The organism is Mesorhizobium sp. P2_B11, from assembly GCF_056404855.1.
Map to the genome: position 1 here is coordinate 560,642 of NZ_JBFUDF010000006.1, position 16,895 is coordinate 577,536.

Sequence of the window (16,895 nt, forward strand, 5' to 3'; positions counted from 1 at the left end):
CGCAAATGTGAAGGCGTCCGTTCAGCTCCGCCTTCACAATCCTGTTGAATTTTTCGCCAGCCGAGCCAAAGGTAGAGCGATTCGCAGGAGTGTTCCCAAGGTTCGATGACGCAGCATCCGACCCAGTCGCCGCAGTTCTTTCTGACCGCGCCATCGCCGTGCCCGTATCTTGAGGGCCAGTTCGAACGCAAGGTGTTTACGCATCTTGTCGGCGACAAGGCTCCGGAGATGAACGACCTGCTGACGCAAGGCGGCTTCCGGCGCTCGCAGAACATCGCCTACCGGCCGGCCTGCGAGACCTGCCGCGCCTGCGTCTCCGTGCGCATCCTGGCGCAGGAATTCACCGCCAGCCGCAACATGAAGCGGGTGATCCAGCGCAATTCCGATCTCATCGGCGCCATGCATGACGCGCAGCCGTCGACCGAGCAGTATTCGCTGTTCCGCGGTTATCTCGACGCTCGCCACCGCCGCGGCGGCATGTCCGACATGACGGTGCTCGACTACGCCATGATGGTCGAGGACACCCATGTCGACACCAAGGTCATCGAATACCGGCGCCGCGGCCCCGACACGTTCATCACCGGCAAGGGCCAAGGCGAACTGATCGCCGTGGCGCTGACCGACAAGATGGCCGATGGCCTGTCGATGGTTTATTCCTACTTCAATCCCGAGTTCGAGGACCGTTCCCTCGGCACCTTCATGATCCTCGACCATATCGCCCGCGCCAGGGCCATGGGCCTGCCCCATGTCTATCTCGGCTACTGGGTCAACGGCTCGCGCAAGATGAACTATAAGATGCGTTTCATGCCGCAGGAGCATCTCGGCCCGAAGGGCTGGGAACGCTACGACCACGAAGCGGTCACGCGCTAACTGCTCTTTCCCCGAGTCTGGGCCTAAACATTTTCAACTGAGATGATGCTGGTCTTTCCGCCTGTTGGCGGAGAGTGTGCGATCGCGCCGGGCCGGCCATCGAATTCATTGCGAAAGCAGCTTGCATGTCATCCCACGATGCTCACACCAAAGGACTTCTGCTCACCGCGCTTGGCGGTATGACGCTGACCGTCGATATTCCGCTGATCCGGCTCGCCCATGGCGAGCCATGGACGATCCTGTTGCTGCGCGCCGGCTGCACCCTCATTGCCGGGCTTCTCATCTGGGCGGTGTGGCGCTCTTTGAGCAACAAGGCGCCACAGCTCGTTCCGGGGCGGCTGGGGCTGGCGGTGGCAACGCTCTACGGGCTCGGCTCGATCGCCTTCATCACCGCCGTCTACAACACCTCGACCGCCGACCTCGTCTTCATCCTTGCCTTCACCACCATGTTCTCGGCGCTGCTGTCCTGGCTGTTCCTGAAGGAGCGGCCACGGCCGCTGACGCTGGCGGCGCTGGCATTGATGATCATCGGGATCGCCATCATCGTCGGCGACTCCATCGGCAACGGCTATCTGTTCGGCGACATCATGGCCTTGTGCTCGTCGCTCTGCGTCGCCTGCGCCATCACCATCTCGCGCGCCAGCGGCAAGGATATGGGCTTTACCGCGCTGATTGGCGTCATCTTGCCGTTGGTGCTGGCGGTGTTCATGGTCTCCAGGACCGGCTTTCAGGTCGAGGCGCCCTGGTGGATCATCTTCAACGGCGCCGTCATCATGCCGATCTCGTTCTTCTGCCTCGCCAACGGGCCGAAATACATTTCGGGCCCGGAGGTGGCGATGTTTTATCTGCTTGAAACCGTGCTGGCGCCAGTCTGGATCTGGATGATCTTTGCCGAGACGCCGTCACGCAACAGCCTGATCGGCGGCGCGATCCTGATCGTCACGCTGGTCGCGCATTCGCTGTGGCAGTTGCAAGAAGGACGCAAGCGCCGTGCGGCGCTCGCCGTTGCCTACCCGGCCTGACTTTTCTTCGCCGGGCCGGCGATTATCTCGATCTGCGGCGGCCCGCCTTCGAGCTCGGCCACGGGGTCGGGGACGATTTCCTCGGCCAGTTCCACCTCGCGCAGCCATTCGCGCCAGATCGCGACCAAGAGCGCCATCAGCACGGGGCCGATGAACAGGCCGAGAAAGCCCATGGTCTTGACGCCGCCGATCAGGCCGAAAAAGGTCGGCAGGAAGGGCAATTTGATCGGCCCGCCGACCAGTTTCGGGCGCAAGGTTTTGTCGACGATGAAGAGTTCCACCGCGCCCCAGATGAACAGCGCCAGTCCCGCCATCGGCGAGCCGCTGGCGGCGAGGTAGATTGACACCAGGGTAAAGGACAGCGGCGCGCCGCCGGGAATGAGCGCCATCACGCCGGTGAGCGCACCGAGCGTCACCGGTGACGGCACGCCGGCCAGCCAGTAGGCGATGCCCAGCACCAGCCCCTCGCCGATGGCGATCACGGTCATGCCGGTGACAGTGGACGAGATGGTCGCCGGCACGACGCGCGAAATCCGCTCCCAGCGCGTCGGCAGGATGCGTTCGCCGAGACGGTCGATCTGGCCGGCAAAATGCTCGCCGTCGCGATAGGCGAAGAACAGCGCGATCATCATGAACAGCAGCGTCAGCAACAGGCCGAAGGCACTGCCGCCGGCCGCCAGCACGCCGCGATAGATGCTGCCGATATTGGCGCCGCTGACCAGCTGGATGAGCTCGCCAATGCCGCCGGGATGGCCGAAATTGTCGACCCACTGTTCGTTCAGCCACTCGCCGACAACAGGCAGTGTGGCGATCCAGTGCGGGGTGGCCGCGCCGTGCCGGTTGGTCTCGATCGCCCAGCCGACCCACTCGCGGACTTCGTTGATGGCATAGGTGCCGGCCAGCGCTATCGGCACGACCAAGAAGGTGAGGATGAACAGGATGGCAAGGGTCGCGGCGATGGTGCGGTTGCCGCCGACGCCGGCAAGCAGCCGGCGGTAGAGCGGCCAGCTGGCGAAGGCAATGACGAGCGCTGCCAGCACCGGAAACAGGAAGCCGTGGAAGAAGTAGACGCCGGCGGCGACGATCAGCACCAACAGCCAGCGCGCCGCCGACAGCGGCGGGATGACGGCGGCCCTCAACGGCGTCGACAGGCCGAAAAGGCGCTGGTGACGCTCCGGCTTCTGGATCTTCGCTTCCTTCAAACGGTCGATTCTCCCCGGCCTACCGCAGCCTTATGCACTGTTATAGTGCCGCAATCGTGACGATAGTCCAAATGGTGATGCAACGCCCCTTCCTTCTCCCCTTGTGGGAGAAGGTGGATCGGCGCGACAGCGCCGAGACGGATGAGGGGTGCTCCAGCGGAGTGAGGCGCTGGCGTTCCCTGGAACACCCCTCATCCGTCGCCTTCGGCGACACCTTCTCCCACAAGGGGAGAAGGAAGAAGCGCTACCCAAACTTCCCCGTCCGCGGGAAACCCTTCGGCACCATCCGCCCTGCCGACGCTCTTGCACCGACCCACTCGACCAGCTCCTCGCGCGACCTGACAAAGGTGCGTTCGGCCGAATCCTGCCACGACAGGCCGCTCTCCAGCGTGAAGGGTTTCAGGTCGAGCAGACCGCCATCCTTGTATTTCTGCAAGCGAACGCCCTTGCCACGGCCCATTTCGGGGATTTCGGAGAGCGCAAACACCAGCATCTTGCGGTTTTCGCCGACAATGGCGAGGTGATCGCCGGAAACCGGGACGCAGGCCTTGGCCTCGTCGGGCGCCTTGACGTTCATCACCTGCTTGCCCTTGCGGGTGTTGGCGACGACCTCCTCCTCCGGCACGACAAAACCGTTGGCATCGTAGGAGACCAGCAGCAGCTTGCGCTTCGGGTCGTGGACGAAAGCGGTGACAATGTCCTGGTCGTTGTCCATGTCGACGATGATGCGGATCGGCTCGCCATGGCCACGGCCGCCCGGCAGCCGGTCGGCGCCGATGGTGTAGAACTTGCCGCCGGTGGTGAAGACGAGGATCTTGTCGGTGGTCTGGGCATGGAAGGCAAGCTTGAGGCTGTCGCCTTCCTTGAAGGTGAGCGTGGAATGGTCGGCCAGATGGCCTTTCATGGCCCTGAGCCACCCCTTCTCCGAGACCACCACGGTGACCGGCTCGCGCTCGATCATGGCGTGCGCAATGTCGGTCAAATCATGTTCCGGCGCGTCGGCGAACTGGGTGCGTCGCTTGCCGAGCTCGGTCTCGGGGCCGAACTTGTCGCGAACCTGGGTGACTTCCCATTTGATCGTCGACCATTGCTTGGCGTCGGATGCGAGCAATGCCTCGATCTGCTTCTTCTCTGTGCTGAGACCGTCGAACTCCTTGCGGATTTCGAACTCTTCCAGCTTGCGCAAGGCGCGCAGCCGCATGTTGAGGATCGCTTCGGCCTGGGTGTCGGTGAGCGACCAGCGGGCCATCATCACCTGCTTGGGCTCATCCTCCTCGCGGATGATCCTGATGACCTCGTCGATGTTGAGATAGGCGATCAGGTAACCGGCAAGGATTTCCAGCCGCTTCTCGATCTCGCCAAGCCGATGCTTCGAGCGGCGGATCAGCACATCGCGGCGATGGTCGAGCCACTCCTTCAGCACGCCCTTCAGCGAAAGGACGTTGGGCACCTTGCCGCGCGACAGCACATTCATGTTGAGGGGAAAGCGGCTTTCGAGCTCGGTCAGCTTGAACAGCGATTCCATCAGGATGCCGGGATCGACGGTACGGCTCTTCGGCACCAGCACAATGCGGACGTCCTCGGCGCTTTCGTCCCTGACATCCTCGAGCAGCGGCAATTTGCGCGCGATCAAAAGCTCGGCGATCTTTTCGATCAGCCTGGCCTTCTGGATGCCGTAAGGGATTTCGGTGACGACGATGCTCCAGGTACCCCTGCCCTGATCCTCCTGGCCCCATTTGGCGCGCACGCGAAAACCGCCGCGGCCGGTCTCATAGGCCTCCAGGATGGAAGCGCGGCTGTCGACGATGATGCCGCCGGTCGGGAAATCCGGTCCCTGGACAAACTCCATCAACTTTGCCACCGGCGTGTCCGGTTGCTCGATCAATTGCAGCGCTGCGTTGCAAAGCTCGGCGGCGTTGTGCGGCGGGATCGAGGTTGCCATGCCAACCGCAATGCCCGACGAGCCGTTGGCGAGCAGATTCGGGAAGGCGCCGGGGAGCACCACGGGCTCCTCGTCCTCCTCATTGTAGGTCGGCCGAAAATCGACGGCATCCTCGGTGATGCCGGCAAGCAAATCGCTCGCCACCTCGGTCATGCGCGCCTCGGTGTAGCGCATGGCGGCGGCGTTATCGCCGTCGATATTGCCGAAATTGCCCTGGCCGTCGACCAGCGGATAGCGCATGGAAAAGTCCTGCGCCAGGCGCACCAGCGCGTCGTAGATCGACTGGTCGCCGTGCGGATGGAACTTGCCCATCACATCGCCGACGATGCGGGCGCATTTGGCAAAGCCCTGGTCGGGGTTGAGCCTGAGCAGCCGCATGGCATGCATGATACGGCGATGCACGGGCTTCAGCCCGTCGCGCACATCCGGCAGAGCCCGGTGCATGATGGTCGACAGCGCATAGGCGAGATAGCGCTCTTCCAGCGCCTTCTTCAGATCGACCGGTTCGATGTGGTCACCGCCGCCATCTTCAGGCGGCAAAAGCCTTTTTCCCATGCGGCTGGACTAGCCGAGCGGGTGATTCGCGGCAAGGCGCCGGTGTCAGTATCCGCAATTTGCGCGGTCTTGGCTGGAAAAGGTGATCAGTCCATCGCACCGTGTGATAGATTTCATGTTCCAACTTGCCGTCCCTGTGCAACAGCACCGGTAGCAGTGCTGTTGCCAACCAACATCAATCTGTTACACGCCCTCTCTAAGGCAGGAGACGGTACGCAGGGGAGCCCGACCTTCATGACATATTCACCGCATCGAGCGAAGGCTCCCGCTCCGATTTGCCTTTCGCCGTGATTTTCGACAAATCTGGGGGAAAGTGCCATTTTCCCGTCCAGTTCGTCACGGAATGGTGATGACGCAGAACTCAAGAAAACACTTTTTCAGGACTCTCTCAGGGAACTCGCGATGACAATCCAACGCTCGACACTCAAGAAACTCGCTTTTTCGACCTTCTTGCTGACCCTGCCGCTGAATGCCGCCTTTGCGCAGGACGCTGCGGTTGCCGACCGGCTGAAGGCCGCACTTGCCGTCCAGGGCGTCGATATCACCTGGACCGGGGTTACCGGCGACAATTCCAGCATGGTGCTGCAGGGCGTGTCGGTTAAACCGGCGGCCGAAAAGGAAGCGCTGCCGATCGGCGACGTCAAGCTTGAAGGCGTGACCGAAGCCAATGGCGGCTTCGATATCGCAACCATCTCGACGTCCGCGTTCGAGCACAGCAAGGACGGCGTCACGCTCAACCTCACCCCGTTCGTCATCCATGACGCCAACATCCCGGCCGAAGGCGCCACGGGCCCGCTCGGCTCGATGATGATGTACAAGTCGGCCGAACTGGAAAACCTGACGGTCAAGGTTGCCGACAAGACCGCCTTCTCGATGGACGGCCTTGCTGTCCAGATCACGCCGCCGGCCGATGGCAAGGCGATGGAATTTTCCGCCACCACGGAAAAGTTCAATGCCGATCTGACCCTGGTCGACGATCCGAAGTCCAAGGAAGCCATCAACGCCCTCGGCTACCAGAACATCTCGGGCAACATCGACATCGGCGGCACCTGGCAGCCGAGCGACGGCAAGATGGACCTGTCGAAATACGACATCTCGGTCGAGAATGCCGGCACGCTCGGCATGACCTTCGGCCTCGGCGGCTACACGGTCGACTTCGTCAAGTCGATGCAGGAGATGCAGAAGAAGCTGGCGGCGCAGCCCGAAGGCGCCGACAATTCGGCGCAAGGCATGGCCATGCTCGGCCTGTTGCAGCAGCTTTCCTTCAACAGCGCCTCGGTCCGCTTCGACGACGATTCGCTGACCGGCAAGGTGCTCGAGTATGTCGGCAAGCAGCAGGGCATGTCGGGCAAGGACATCGCCAACCAGGCCAAGGCGATCGTGCCGTTCGGCATGGCGCAGCTCAACAATCCCGAACTGACGGCCGAAGTGACGGCAGCGGTGGGCAAATACCTCGACGATCCGAAGAGCCTCGAGATTTCGGCAGAGCCGCCGGCAGCGGTGCCGTTCGCGCTGATCATGGCGGGCGCTATGTCCAACCCGCTCGACCTGCCGAAGACGCTCGGCGTCCACGTCAAGGCCAACGAAGACTGATCGGGCGAAAGCTCGAAAAGCAAAAGCCCGGCAGCGATGCCGGGCTTTTTTGTTGGATTATCTATCCGGAAGAATCGGTTCCGGCAGTTATTTAAAGGACTGCCGGAACTTGGCGATCAGGCGTCCTTCTTCACCGCCGCGACACGCAGCGACAGCTCGCGCAGCTGCTGCGGCGTGGCTTCCGAAGGCGCGTTCATCAACAGATCGTAGGCCTGCTGGTTCATCGGGAACATGGTGATCTCGCGCAGGTTCTTGGCGCCGACCAGCAGCATGACGACGCGATCGACGCCAGCCGCCATACCGCCATGCGGCGGTGCGCCATACTGGAAGGCGCGGTAGAGGCCGCCAAACCGCTCCTCGACCGTGGCGCGATCCAGCCCGACCGTCTCGAACGCCTTGACCATGGTCTCGGGCAAATGGTTGCGGATACCGCCTGAGGCGATCTCGAAGCCGTTGCAGACCATGTCGTACTGGAAGGCCTTGATGCCGAGCAGATCATCGCCACCGAGCGCCTCGATACCGCCCTGCGGCATCGAGAACGGGTTGTGGGCGAAGTCGATCTTCTTCTCCTCCTCGTTCCATTCGAAGAACGGGAAGTCGACGATCCAGCACAGCTCGAAGCGCTCGCGGTCGACAAGGTTCAGCTCCTCGCCGGCGCGCGTGCGCGCAGCACCAGCGAAGGTGACGAATTTCTTCGGGTCGCCGGCGACGAAGAAGGCGGCGTCGCCATCGGCAAGGCCAAGCTGCTGGCGGATCGCCTCGGTGCGCTCCTCGCCAATGTTCTTGGCCAGCGGACCGGCGCCTTCAAGCTTGTCGCCCTCCTTGCGCCAGAAGATGTAGCCCAGGCCGGGCTGGCCCTCGCCCTGCGCCCAGGAATTCATCCGATCGCAGAAGGCGCGGCTGCCGCCGGTCTTGGCCGGAATGCCCCACACTTCGGCCTTCGGATCATTGGCCAGGATGTTGGCGAAGACCTTGAAGCCGGACTCGCGGAAATGCTCGGAGACGGCCTGCATCTCGATCGGGTTGCGCAGGTCCGGCTTGTCGGAACCGTATTTGCGCATCGCGACGTCATAGGGGATGCGCTGGAATTTCTGGGTCACCGGCTTGCCGTTGGCAAACGTCTCGAAGACCCCGCGCATCACCGGTTCCATGGTCGACAGAACGTCGTCCTGCTCGACGAAGCTCATTTCGAGGTCGAGCTGGTAGAATTCGCCGGGCAGACGGTCGGCGCGCGGATCCTCGTCGCGGAAGCAGGGCGCGATCTGGAAATAGCGGTCGAAGCCGGAGACCATGATCAGCTGCTTGTACTGCTGCGGCGCCTGCGGCAGCGCGTAGAAGGTGCCGGGATGGATGCGCGAGGGCACCAGGAAGTCGCGCGCGCCTTCTGGCGAAGAGGCCGTCAGGATCGGCGTCGAGAATTCGGTGAAACCGACCTCGCCCATACGCTTGCGCATCTCGGCGATGATTTTCGTGCGCGCCACGATGTTCCTGTGCAGCGTCTCGCGGCGCAGGTCGAGGAAGCGATATTTCAGGCGGATGTCTTCGGGATAATCCGGCTCGCCGAACACCGGCAGCGGCAATTCCTTGGCTGCCGACAGCACTTCGATCTCGCGGGCAAAGATCTCGATCTCGCCGGTCGGCAGGTTGGCATTTGTGGTGTCCGGCAAGCGCGCCTTGACCTCGCCGTCGACGCGGATCACCCATTCGCCACGCACCGTCTCGGCGACCTTGAAGGCCGGCGAATCCGGATCGGCGACGATCTGGGTCAGGCCGTAATGGTCGCGCAGATCGATGAACAGCAGGCCGCCATGGTCGCGCACGCGATGCACCCAACCCGACAGGCGGACGGAAGAGCCGACATCGCTCTTTCTCAACTGGGCACAGGTGTGGCTGCGGTAACGATGCATGGTCATGTCAAAAGTCCGGGGTGCTGGGTTGTGGCCCGAGCATCAAGGCCCGGTCCAAAATTTGCGCGAAAAGCGCATGGGAGGCCGGATTTGTCAAGGCAAGCCGGGCGATCGAGCGCAGGCCTGCTGTTCAGGCAAAGTGGATTTCGGCGCCCTGGCGTTCGAAGTCGGCGAGGATCGCCGCCGGCGCGGTCTTTTCGACCACAAGGTGGCGGATCGCCTCGGGCCTGGCGACCCGGTAGGGTGCGGCGGTGGCCAGCTTGTCATTGGTGACGGCGATGACGATGCCTGCGCTGTTCTTGGCCATGGCCCGCTTCACCTCGGCCTCCGCCGAATCGAAGGCCGTCACGCCGCGCGAGGCGTCGAGGCCGCAGGAGCCGAGAATAAACAGGTCCGCGCCGAGCTGGGCGACGGCGGCAAGCGTGTCAGCGCCGACGCAGGCGCCGAGATGGCGGTCGAACCGGCCGCCCAGCACAATCAGCTCAATCAAAGCGTGCTCTGACAGCACCGTGGCAACTTCGAGCGAATTGGTGGCGACGGTCAGATCGAGGTCGCGCGGGATGGCCCTGGCGATCGCGGCATTGGTCGAGCCGCTGTCGATGAACAGGGTCTGTCCGCGCGAAAGCAACGCCACGGTGGCGCGGGCGAGCCGCGTCTTCTCTTCGACCGCATGGCCGGCGCGCAGGCCGACCGGCGTGGCGGCGAAGGGTGCGGCCGCGACCGCGCCGCCATAGACGCGGCGGCATTGCCCGGCCTTCGCCAGCTCCCGGAGGTCGCGGCGAACCGTGTCTTCGGAAACGCCGAAGCGGCTCGCCAGCTCGCCAGCGAGCACCCTTCCCTCGACGGCAAGGCGGTCGCGAATGATTTGGTGCCGCTCATCGGTCAGCATTGCATGATCCTGTTTTCTTCATGCACGTTCTTGCATGATTTGCACGTTTATGCAAGATACGATCCCATCAATCGGCGCCAGCCGCCGGCTCTCTTGCCTCGAAAGCATTGCCATGACCTTCGGCCTCCGCCTCGCTCCGCAACACCGGGTCTATGCCGGGTTCGCGATCTACTCGTTCGGCATGGGCAACATCTTTCCACGGCTGCCCGACATCAAGCATGCCATGGGCATCGAGGACGGCACGCTTGGGCTCAGCCTGATCGGGACGCCGATCGGCACCTTGACCGCGCTGACGCTGGCGGCGCCGATGCTGGAGCGCGTCGGCTTCCGCCGCGCCTTGCTCGGGTTGGTTCCGCTTTTGTCGGTAGCCTATGCCCTTGCGGTGCATGCGCCTGGGCCGCTTGCTTTGTTCCTGATGCTGATTCCAGTCGGCCTGATGATCGGCAGCGTCGAGATCATCCTCAATGTCGAGGCCGACAGGACCGAATTCCTGCTCAAGCGCCGGATCATGAACCGGGCGCATTCGTTCTGGAGCATAGGCTTTTTCGGCGCTGGCCTGTTCGGAGCCGCCCTTGCGCATCTCGGCATATCGCCGCAACTGCACCTGGCGATCGTCGTGCCGATCGTGGCGATAGCAATGGCGCTGTTTCTCGGCGGCTACGAACCGGCGCCGGGCCGCTTTGCCGGCGATGAAGAGGCGGCGCCGAGGCTGGCGCGGCCGACACTGCCGATCCTCGTCCTCGTCGCGGTGACACTGTCGGCGATGCTGATGGAGGGCGCCAGCATCGACTGGTCGGCAATCTACATGCGCACCGTGTTCGATGCAGGCCCGTTCGTCGCCGGCTTCACGGTGGCGCTGTTTGCCTTCTCGCAAGCGAGCACGCGCTTCTTTGCCGACAGCTTTGTCGAGCGCCACTCGCCGACCGGCGTGGCGCGGGTGCTGATCGTGACGATGGCGGTGGGTGTGCTGCTCGTCTTCTTCTCGCCTGCCCCGCTGGTGTCGATGCTGGGCTTTGCCCTCCTGGGCATCGGCAGCAGCGCGCTCTTTCCGTTGGCGATCTCGGCGGCTGCTCAGCGGACGGACCGCTCGGCGGCAATCAACGTCGCAGCGCTGTCGCAGATYTCCTTCGTCGCGTTCCTGCTCGGCCCGCCGCTGCTTGGCTTCGTCTCCGACCATTGGGGCATCCGCTCGGCCTTCGGCATCGGCATCCCGTTCATCATCCTCAGCCTGCTGACCGCCGGCTCGCTTGGCCGAAAGGCCGCCCCAACCAACCCTGCCGCGTCGGCGGGCGAAGCTTTGGCAAGGGCCCACGAAGCCTGAGCGGCGGTCGACCGGCCTCCCGACGCGGGCGGCTGGACAACAGCCGCGATCTGACGCCTACACACTGTTTGCGGTCGGATATGAAGCTGGCAATGGCCGCAGCGATGGTTCAGAACTGTGGAGCCACCTAAACATCGGTTCCGCATGTCCTCCATCCGCCCGCTGATCCCGCTCCTCATCGCCGCCGGCATCCTGCTTGGCGGTAACGGGCTGCAAGGCACACTGATTGCCTTGCGCGGCGCGCAGGAAGGGTTTTCGGCCTCGGACATCGGCCTGATGGGCACGTTCTATTTCGCCGGGTTCCTGCTCGGCTGCCTCGCCGTCACCCGCATCCTCAAGGCGGTCGGCCATGTCAGGACGTTTTCGGCGCTCGCGGCCACCGCCTCGGCCGGCACGCTGCTTTTGGTGCTGGTCATCGATCCCGTGATGTGGTGCGCCATCCGTTTTGCCGGCGGCTTCTGCTTTGCCGGCCTGTTCACCGTCATGGAAGCCTGGCTGAATTCCGGCGTCGAAAACAAGGATCGCGCGCGGGTGCTGGCCATCTACCGCATGGTCGATATCGGCTCGGTGACCGGCGCGCAGTTCCTGATCCCGATCTTCGGCCCCGGCGGCTTTGCCATCTTCGCCATCATGTCGATGATGATCACGCTGTCGCTGGTGCCGGTGTCGCTCGGCGACCGCTCCAACCCGACGCCACCGGAAGACGTCAAGCTCGACCTCGCCCGCGTCTGGCGAATCTCGCCGCTCGGCTGCTTCGGCTGCATCTGCGTCGGCGTCACCAACAGCGCCTTCCGCACCCTGTCGCCGGTCTATGCCGAACAGATCGGCATGTCGGTCGCCGATGTCGTCACCTTCGTCAGTGTCGGCATTTTTGGCGGTGCCCTTATCCAGTATCCGCTCGGCTATCTCTCCGACCGCTGGGACCGGCGCGCGGTGCTGTTGGCAACCACATGCGGCGCCCTGCTGGCGGCGCTGGCGCTGGCCTTCATCGCCGGCGCCAACCCGACCCTCAACCTGATCATCGTCTTCATCTTCGGCAGCTTCGCCATGCCGCTCTATTCGCTTTCGGCGGCGCATTCCAACGACCGCGCCGACAAGGGCGAGTTCGTGCTGATCAATGCCGCCTTGATGCTGTTCTATTCTTTCGGCGCCATTGGCGGCCCCTTCGCGGCCTCGACCGTGATGCAGTATTTCGGACCGGGCGCCCTGTTTGTCTTCAGTGCTGCGGTCTATGCCATCCTCATCGCCGTCATTCTCTACCGCATGCAGGTGCGCGGCGGCGTGCCGGCGGGCAAGCGCAGCCGCTTCACGGCGCTGCTGCGCACATCGACTGTATTCGCGCGGCTGGCGCGCAGGAATGGCGATTCCGACGGATCGACGGATACTTGACCGAAGGGCGGCTTGACGAAAGCGCCCACGGCTGAAATTGAAAGAGAACCTTACCCGTTACTAAAAAGCGATTTGATGCACGTCATCACCACCCAAAATGAGCTCGAGTCCGTTCTCGCCGCTTTTGAAAAGTCGGATTTCGTCACCGTCGACACCGAATTCATCCGCGAAACGACGTTCTGGCCGATCCTGTGCCTGATCCAGATGGCGGCGCCCGGCGTCACCGCGCTGATCGATCCGCTGGCGCCCGATATCAACCTCGCCCCGTTCTTCCGGCTGATGGCCAATGAAGCGGTGGTCAAGGTTTTTCACGCCGCACGGCAGGACATCGAAATCATTGTCCATCTCGGCGATCTGGTCCCGCATCCCGTCTTCGACACCCAGGTCGCGGCCATGGTCTGCGGCTTTGGCGACAGCGTCTCCTACGATCAGCTGGTGCAGCGCATCACCGGCGCCCGGCTCGACAAATCCTCGCGTTTCACCGACTGGCGCCACCGGCCATTGTCCGACAAGCAACTCGACTATGCGCTAGCCGACGTCACCCATCTGATCGACGTCTACAAGCACCTCAGCGCCGAGCTGGAGCGGGAAAACCGCGCCCATTGGCTGAACGAGGAAATGGAGGTGCTGACTTCGCGCGAGACCTACGATCCGCACCCCGAAGACGCCTGGAAGCGGCTGAAGATGCGGCTGCGCAAGCCGCAGGAGCTGGCGATCGTGCAGACGGTGGCGGCATGGCGCGAGCGCGAGGCGCGTGAGCGCGATGTGCCGCGTGGCCGCGTGCTCAAGGATGACGCCATATACGAGGTTGCCCAGCAGGCGCCGCGCGATGCGGCCGCGTTGGCCAAGCTGCGCACCACGCCGAAAGGCTGGGAACGTTCATCGACGGCAACCGCCTTGCTCGGCGCGGTCAACACGGCGCTCGCTCTGCCCCGGGAAGAGATGCCGAAGCTGCCCAAGAGCTTTCAGCCGCCCGAGGGTTCGAACGCGGCTGCGGAGCTTTTGAAAGTGCTGTTGCGGATTGTCGCCGAGAAGGAAGGCGTCGCCTCGAAAGTGCTGGCGTCCAGTGACGACATCGACCGTATCGCCGCCGAAGGCGAAGCCGCCGACGTGCCGGCGTTGCAGGGATGGCGGCGCGCCGTGTTCGGCGAGGCCGCGCTGAAGCTGGTACGCGGCGAAATCGGCATCAAGTTCGACAAGCGCAAGATCGCGGTGTTCGACTTATAGAATCTTTTCCTTCTCCCCCTGTGGGAGAAGGTGGATCGGCGCGTAGCGCCGAGACGGATGAGGGGTGTTCCAGCGGAGTGAGGCGTTGGCGTTCCCTGGAACACCCCTCATCCGACCTCGCTTCGCGAGGCCACCTTCTCCCACAAGGGGAGAAGGTAAAGTCAGCGCAGGCTCAAACCGCTCCGAGCAGGTGTAGCGCGAACCAGATCCATGCCAGCAAGAGAATGATCGCGCCCACGTAGAAGGCGCGGCTGCGAAACCGCAGATTGTTGCTGGTCAGGTGGACCCAGGCGTGGGCATAGCGGGACATCACGAAAATCCACACCAAGGCCAAGGTCAGATAATTGACGCCATTGGTCGCGTGCAGCGCCAGGCACAGCACGTAGAAAAGCACCGGCAGTTCGAACTGGTTGATGAGATTGTTGGCGACGGTGACGCTGGACGCGGGCTCGGTCGTGCGCATCTTGTATTGACCGACCTTGGCTTCGCCTGATCTGACCGCACCGTAGCGGCGCCGGCCCATCACCACATAGACGATATAGACCAGCAGCACCTGCGCCAGCATCGGCCAGAAGATTGCGGTCTGGCTCATGGCGTTGCCCCTGCCTCGTCGTTCATGCCTGTGGACGCCGCAGGCTGGCGAAGACGAAAGCCGCGATGACGGCGACAGGTAGCGCCAGAAGCGTGAATTTGGTGACGATCAGCGACGAGGCGAAGGACAGCGAATCCGGATTGGCCGAAAGCTGATCGGACAAAAGCCGCGCCACCGCAATGTTCTGGGCATAGTCGGCGCAGGTGTAGGGCAGCACCACAGCCAGCGCCAACAGCGACTGAACCTGCACCGGCAGGGCACGAAAGGGCTTCAGCCGCCGCCCCGTAGCGAGGATCAGGCTGACCATGGTCACTGACAGCAGCGCCGGGAACAGAAGGTCGAAGGTCAAATAGTGCCAGACCAGGATGATCTCGCTGCCGCGCCGGCCGAGTGCCGTCAGCCAGGCCATGCCCTCATCCGGCGTAAACCCGCCAAAGCGCACATCGAGCGACGGCAGGCCGCCGCTCAACTGGCGAAAATAGAAGAATTCCAGCAGCGTCATGGCGATGAAGACCGCTAGCGATGCAACGCATAGCGCGCCGGCATGACGCGACAGCCGCAGCACGATTGCCGCCTGGTTGCGCCAGAGCAAGAGCCGCTCCGGCTGCTGGTCAGGCTCCGCCGGGATAGTTCGGGCTTTCGCGGGTAATCGTGACGTCATGGGCGTGGCTTTCACGAAGTCCGGCGTTGGATATGCGCACAAAGGTGGCGCGCTCGCGGAAATCGGCAAGATCGCGGCCACCGACATAACCCATAGCGGCTTTTAGCCCGCCTGCAAGCTGGTGCAACACGCCAGACACAGGTCCTTTGTATGGCACCTGCCCTTCAATGCCTTCCGGGACCAGCTTCAGCGTGTCGCGGACCTCGGCTTGAAAATAGCGATCGGCCGAGCCGCGCGCCATGGCGCCGACCGAACCCATGCCGCGGTAAGCCTTGAAGGAGCGGCCCTGGTGCAAATAGACCTCGCCCGGGCTTTCGTCGGTGCCGGCGAGCAGCGAGCCGATCATGGCAGCGCTGGCTCCGGCGGCGAGCGCCTTGGCCAGGTCGCCCGAATATTTGATGCCGCCATCGGCAATGACCGACACACCGGATTTGTGCGCCGTCTCGACCGCCGACATGATCGCCGAAAGCTGCGGCACGCCGACACCGGCGACGATGCGGGTGGTGCAGATCGAGCCCGGGCCGATGCCGACCTTGACGGCGTCGGCGCCGGCATCGATCAGCGCCTGCGTGCCTTCGGCGGTGGCGACGTTGCCGGCCAGGATGCGCACGGAGTTGGAAAGCTTCTTGGCCCTGGTCACGGCATCGAGCACGCGCTGCGAATGGCCATGCGCGGTGTCGATGACGAGGAGATCGACGCCGGCGTCGATCAGCCGCTCGGCGCGCTCGAAACCGTCATCGCCGACGCTGGTGGCGGCGGCGGCGCGCAGCCGGCCCTGCGCATCCTTGGTGGCATGCGGGTTGAGCTGCGACTTCTCGATGTCCTTGACGGTGATCAGGCCGACGCAATTGCCCTTCTTGTCGACGACGACGAGCTTTTCGATGCGGTGCTGGTGCAGAAGACGCTTCGCCTCGTCCTGGTCGACATTCTCCTTGACCGTGATCAGGTTCTCACGGGTCATCAACTCATAGACTTTCTGCGCAGGATCGGAGGCGAAGCGGACGTCGCGGTTGGTCAGGATGCCGACCAGGCGGCCGATCTTCTGGCCGCCGGTGCCGCCATTCTCGACCACCGGAATGCCCGAGATGGAATAGGTGCGCATCAGCGCCAGCGCGTCGGCCAACGTGGCGTCGGGACCGATGGTGACCGGATTGATGACCATGCCGGATTCGAATTTCTTGACCTGGCGCACCTGCTCGGCCTGTTCGGCCGGCGAGAAATTGCGGTGGATGACGCCGATGCCGCCGGCCTGGGCCATGGCGATGGCAAGCCGCGCTTCGGTGACGGTGTCCATCGCCGCCGACAGGATCGGCACGTTGAGGTCGATATCGGTAGCGATGCGGGTGCGGATGTCGGTCTCGCCGGGCATGACCTCGGAATGACCGGGCTGCAGCAGCACGTCGTCAAAGGTCAGCGCCAGCGCGCCGGTGGACGTTTCGATGATTTTTGCCATGGCCAGTCCTTCGAATACGAAAAAGCGCTGGGAGAATACAAAAAAGCGCTGGACCGCAATGGACAGCGCCGACTCGTTTCTTCCCTTTCAGGATTGGCGCTGGCTGGTAACACGTCACGGTGACGTTGAAAAGACGATGATTGCATGTCACCGCAAAGTGTTGGGGTTGCCCCGATAGCCGCCACCAAGGGTTGCGGTCGCACAAAAGTGACAGCAAATTAATGCGACATACGGGCAAAGGCGTGATAACCGCCCTTTCGGATCGCTTGCCC

13 protein-coding genes are annotated in these 16,895 nt (G+C 63.3%); 6 read left to right on the forward strand and 7 right to left on the reverse strand.

Annotation, left to right across the window (positions count from 1 at the left end; all coding sequences use genetic code 11):
• Nucleotides 1-105: 105 nt before the first annotated feature.
• Nucleotides 106-870: an arginyltransferase gene (locus tag AC1DYJ_RS22260; protein ID WP_192253163.1), complete on the forward strand. Its 765-nt coding sequence runs from the start codon at nucleotides 106-108 to the stop codon at nucleotides 868-870.
• 125 nt (nucleotides 871-995) lie between these two features.
• Nucleotides 996-1,892: a DMT family transporter gene (locus tag AC1DYJ_RS22265; protein WP_477426252.1), complete on the forward strand. Its 897-nt coding sequence runs from the start codon at nucleotides 996-998 to the stop codon at nucleotides 1,890-1,892.
• Here AC1DYJ_RS22265 and AC1DYJ_RS22270 read toward each other — a convergent pair.
• Together AC1DYJ_RS22270 and parC are read right to left on the reverse strand one after the other, a co-directional pair.
• Entirely contained in the window at nucleotides 1,880-3,094 is a 1,215-nt protein-coding gene (locus AC1DYJ_RS22270; protein ID WP_477288887.1) for an AI-2E family transporter, read from the reverse strand. The two genes, AC1DYJ_RS22265 and AC1DYJ_RS22270, sit on opposite strands and share 13 nt — an antisense overlap.
• Nucleotides 3,095-3,338: 244 nt before the next feature.
• A complete protein-coding gene (gene parC / locus AC1DYJ_RS22275; RefSeq protein WP_477288885.1) occupies nucleotides 3,339-5,591 on the reverse strand; it encodes a DNA topoisomerase IV subunit A in 2,253 nt (750 codons plus the stop codon).
• 402 nt (nucleotides 5,592-5,993) lie between these two features.
• Between parC and AC1DYJ_RS22280 the strand changes: the two genes are divergently transcribed.
• On the forward strand, nucleotides 5,994-7,184 hold the full coding sequence (locus AC1DYJ_RS22280; protein WP_477288883.1) for a hypothetical protein: 1,191 nt from the start codon (nucleotides 5,994-5,996) through the stop codon (nucleotides 7,182-7,184).
• A 116-nt stretch (nucleotides 7,185-7,300) separates the two neighbouring features.
• Here the strand turns inward: AC1DYJ_RS22280 and aspS are convergent, their stop codons facing one another.
• A complete protein-coding gene (gene aspS / locus AC1DYJ_RS22285; RefSeq protein WP_477288987.1) occupies nucleotides 7,301-9,091 on the reverse strand; it encodes an aspartate--tRNA ligase in 1,791 nt (596 codons plus the stop codon).
• Between the two features lie 130 nt (nucleotides 9,092-9,221).
• On the reverse strand, nucleotides 9,222-9,980 hold the full coding sequence (locus AC1DYJ_RS22290) for a DeoR/GlpR family DNA-binding transcription regulator (RefSeq protein WP_477288881.1): 759 nt from the start codon (nucleotides 9,978-9,980) through the stop codon (nucleotides 9,222-9,224).
• Between the two features lie 112 nt (nucleotides 9,981-10,092).
• On the opposite strand from AC1DYJ_RS22290, the gene AC1DYJ_RS22295 reads away from it, so the two are divergent.
• The 3 genes from AC1DYJ_RS22295 (at nucleotide 10,093) to rnd (ending at nucleotide 13,917) form a co-directional block, all read left to right on the forward strand.
• Complete coding sequence (locus tag AC1DYJ_RS22295; protein WP_477288879.1) at nucleotides 10,093-11,301, forward strand: MFS transporter; 1,209 nt, start codon at nucleotides 10,093-10,095, stop codon at nucleotides 11,299-11,301.
• Nucleotides 11,302-11,445: 144 nt separating this feature from the next.
• On the forward strand, nucleotides 11,446-12,690 hold the full coding sequence (locus tag AC1DYJ_RS22300; RefSeq protein ID WP_477288877.1) for an MFS transporter: 1,245 nt from the start codon (nucleotides 11,446-11,448) through the stop codon (nucleotides 12,688-12,690).
• A 75-nt stretch (nucleotides 12,691-12,765) separates the two neighbouring features.
• On the forward strand, nucleotides 12,766-13,917 hold the full coding sequence (rnd, locus tag AC1DYJ_RS22305; protein ID WP_477288875.1) for a ribonuclease D: 1,152 nt from the start codon (nucleotides 12,766-12,768) through the stop codon (nucleotides 13,915-13,917).
• A 172-nt stretch (nucleotides 13,918-14,089) separates the two neighbouring features.
• Here the strand turns inward: rnd and AC1DYJ_RS22310 are convergent, their stop codons facing one another.
• From AC1DYJ_RS22310 to guaB, 3 genes are read right to left on the reverse strand one after another with little or no spacing between them, the layout of a single operon-like run.
• On the reverse strand, nucleotides 14,090-14,509 hold the full coding sequence (locus AC1DYJ_RS22310) for an MAPEG family protein (protein WP_477282604.1): 420 nt from the start codon (nucleotides 14,507-14,509) through the stop codon (nucleotides 14,090-14,092).
• Nucleotides 14,510-14,531: 22 nt separating this feature from the next.
• Complete coding sequence (locus AC1DYJ_RS22315) at nucleotides 14,532-15,077, reverse strand: hypothetical protein (protein ID WP_477282655.1); 546 nt, start codon at nucleotides 15,075-15,077, stop codon at nucleotides 14,532-14,534.
• A gap of 43 nt (nucleotides 15,078-15,120) precedes the next feature.
• Nucleotides 15,121-16,623 (reverse strand): IMP dehydrogenase, encoded by a 1,503-nt coding sequence (gene guaB / locus AC1DYJ_RS22320; RefSeq protein WP_477282602.1) that lies wholly within the window; start codon nucleotides 16,621-16,623, stop codon nucleotides 15,121-15,123.
• Nucleotides 16,624-16,895: the final 272 nt, after the last annotated feature.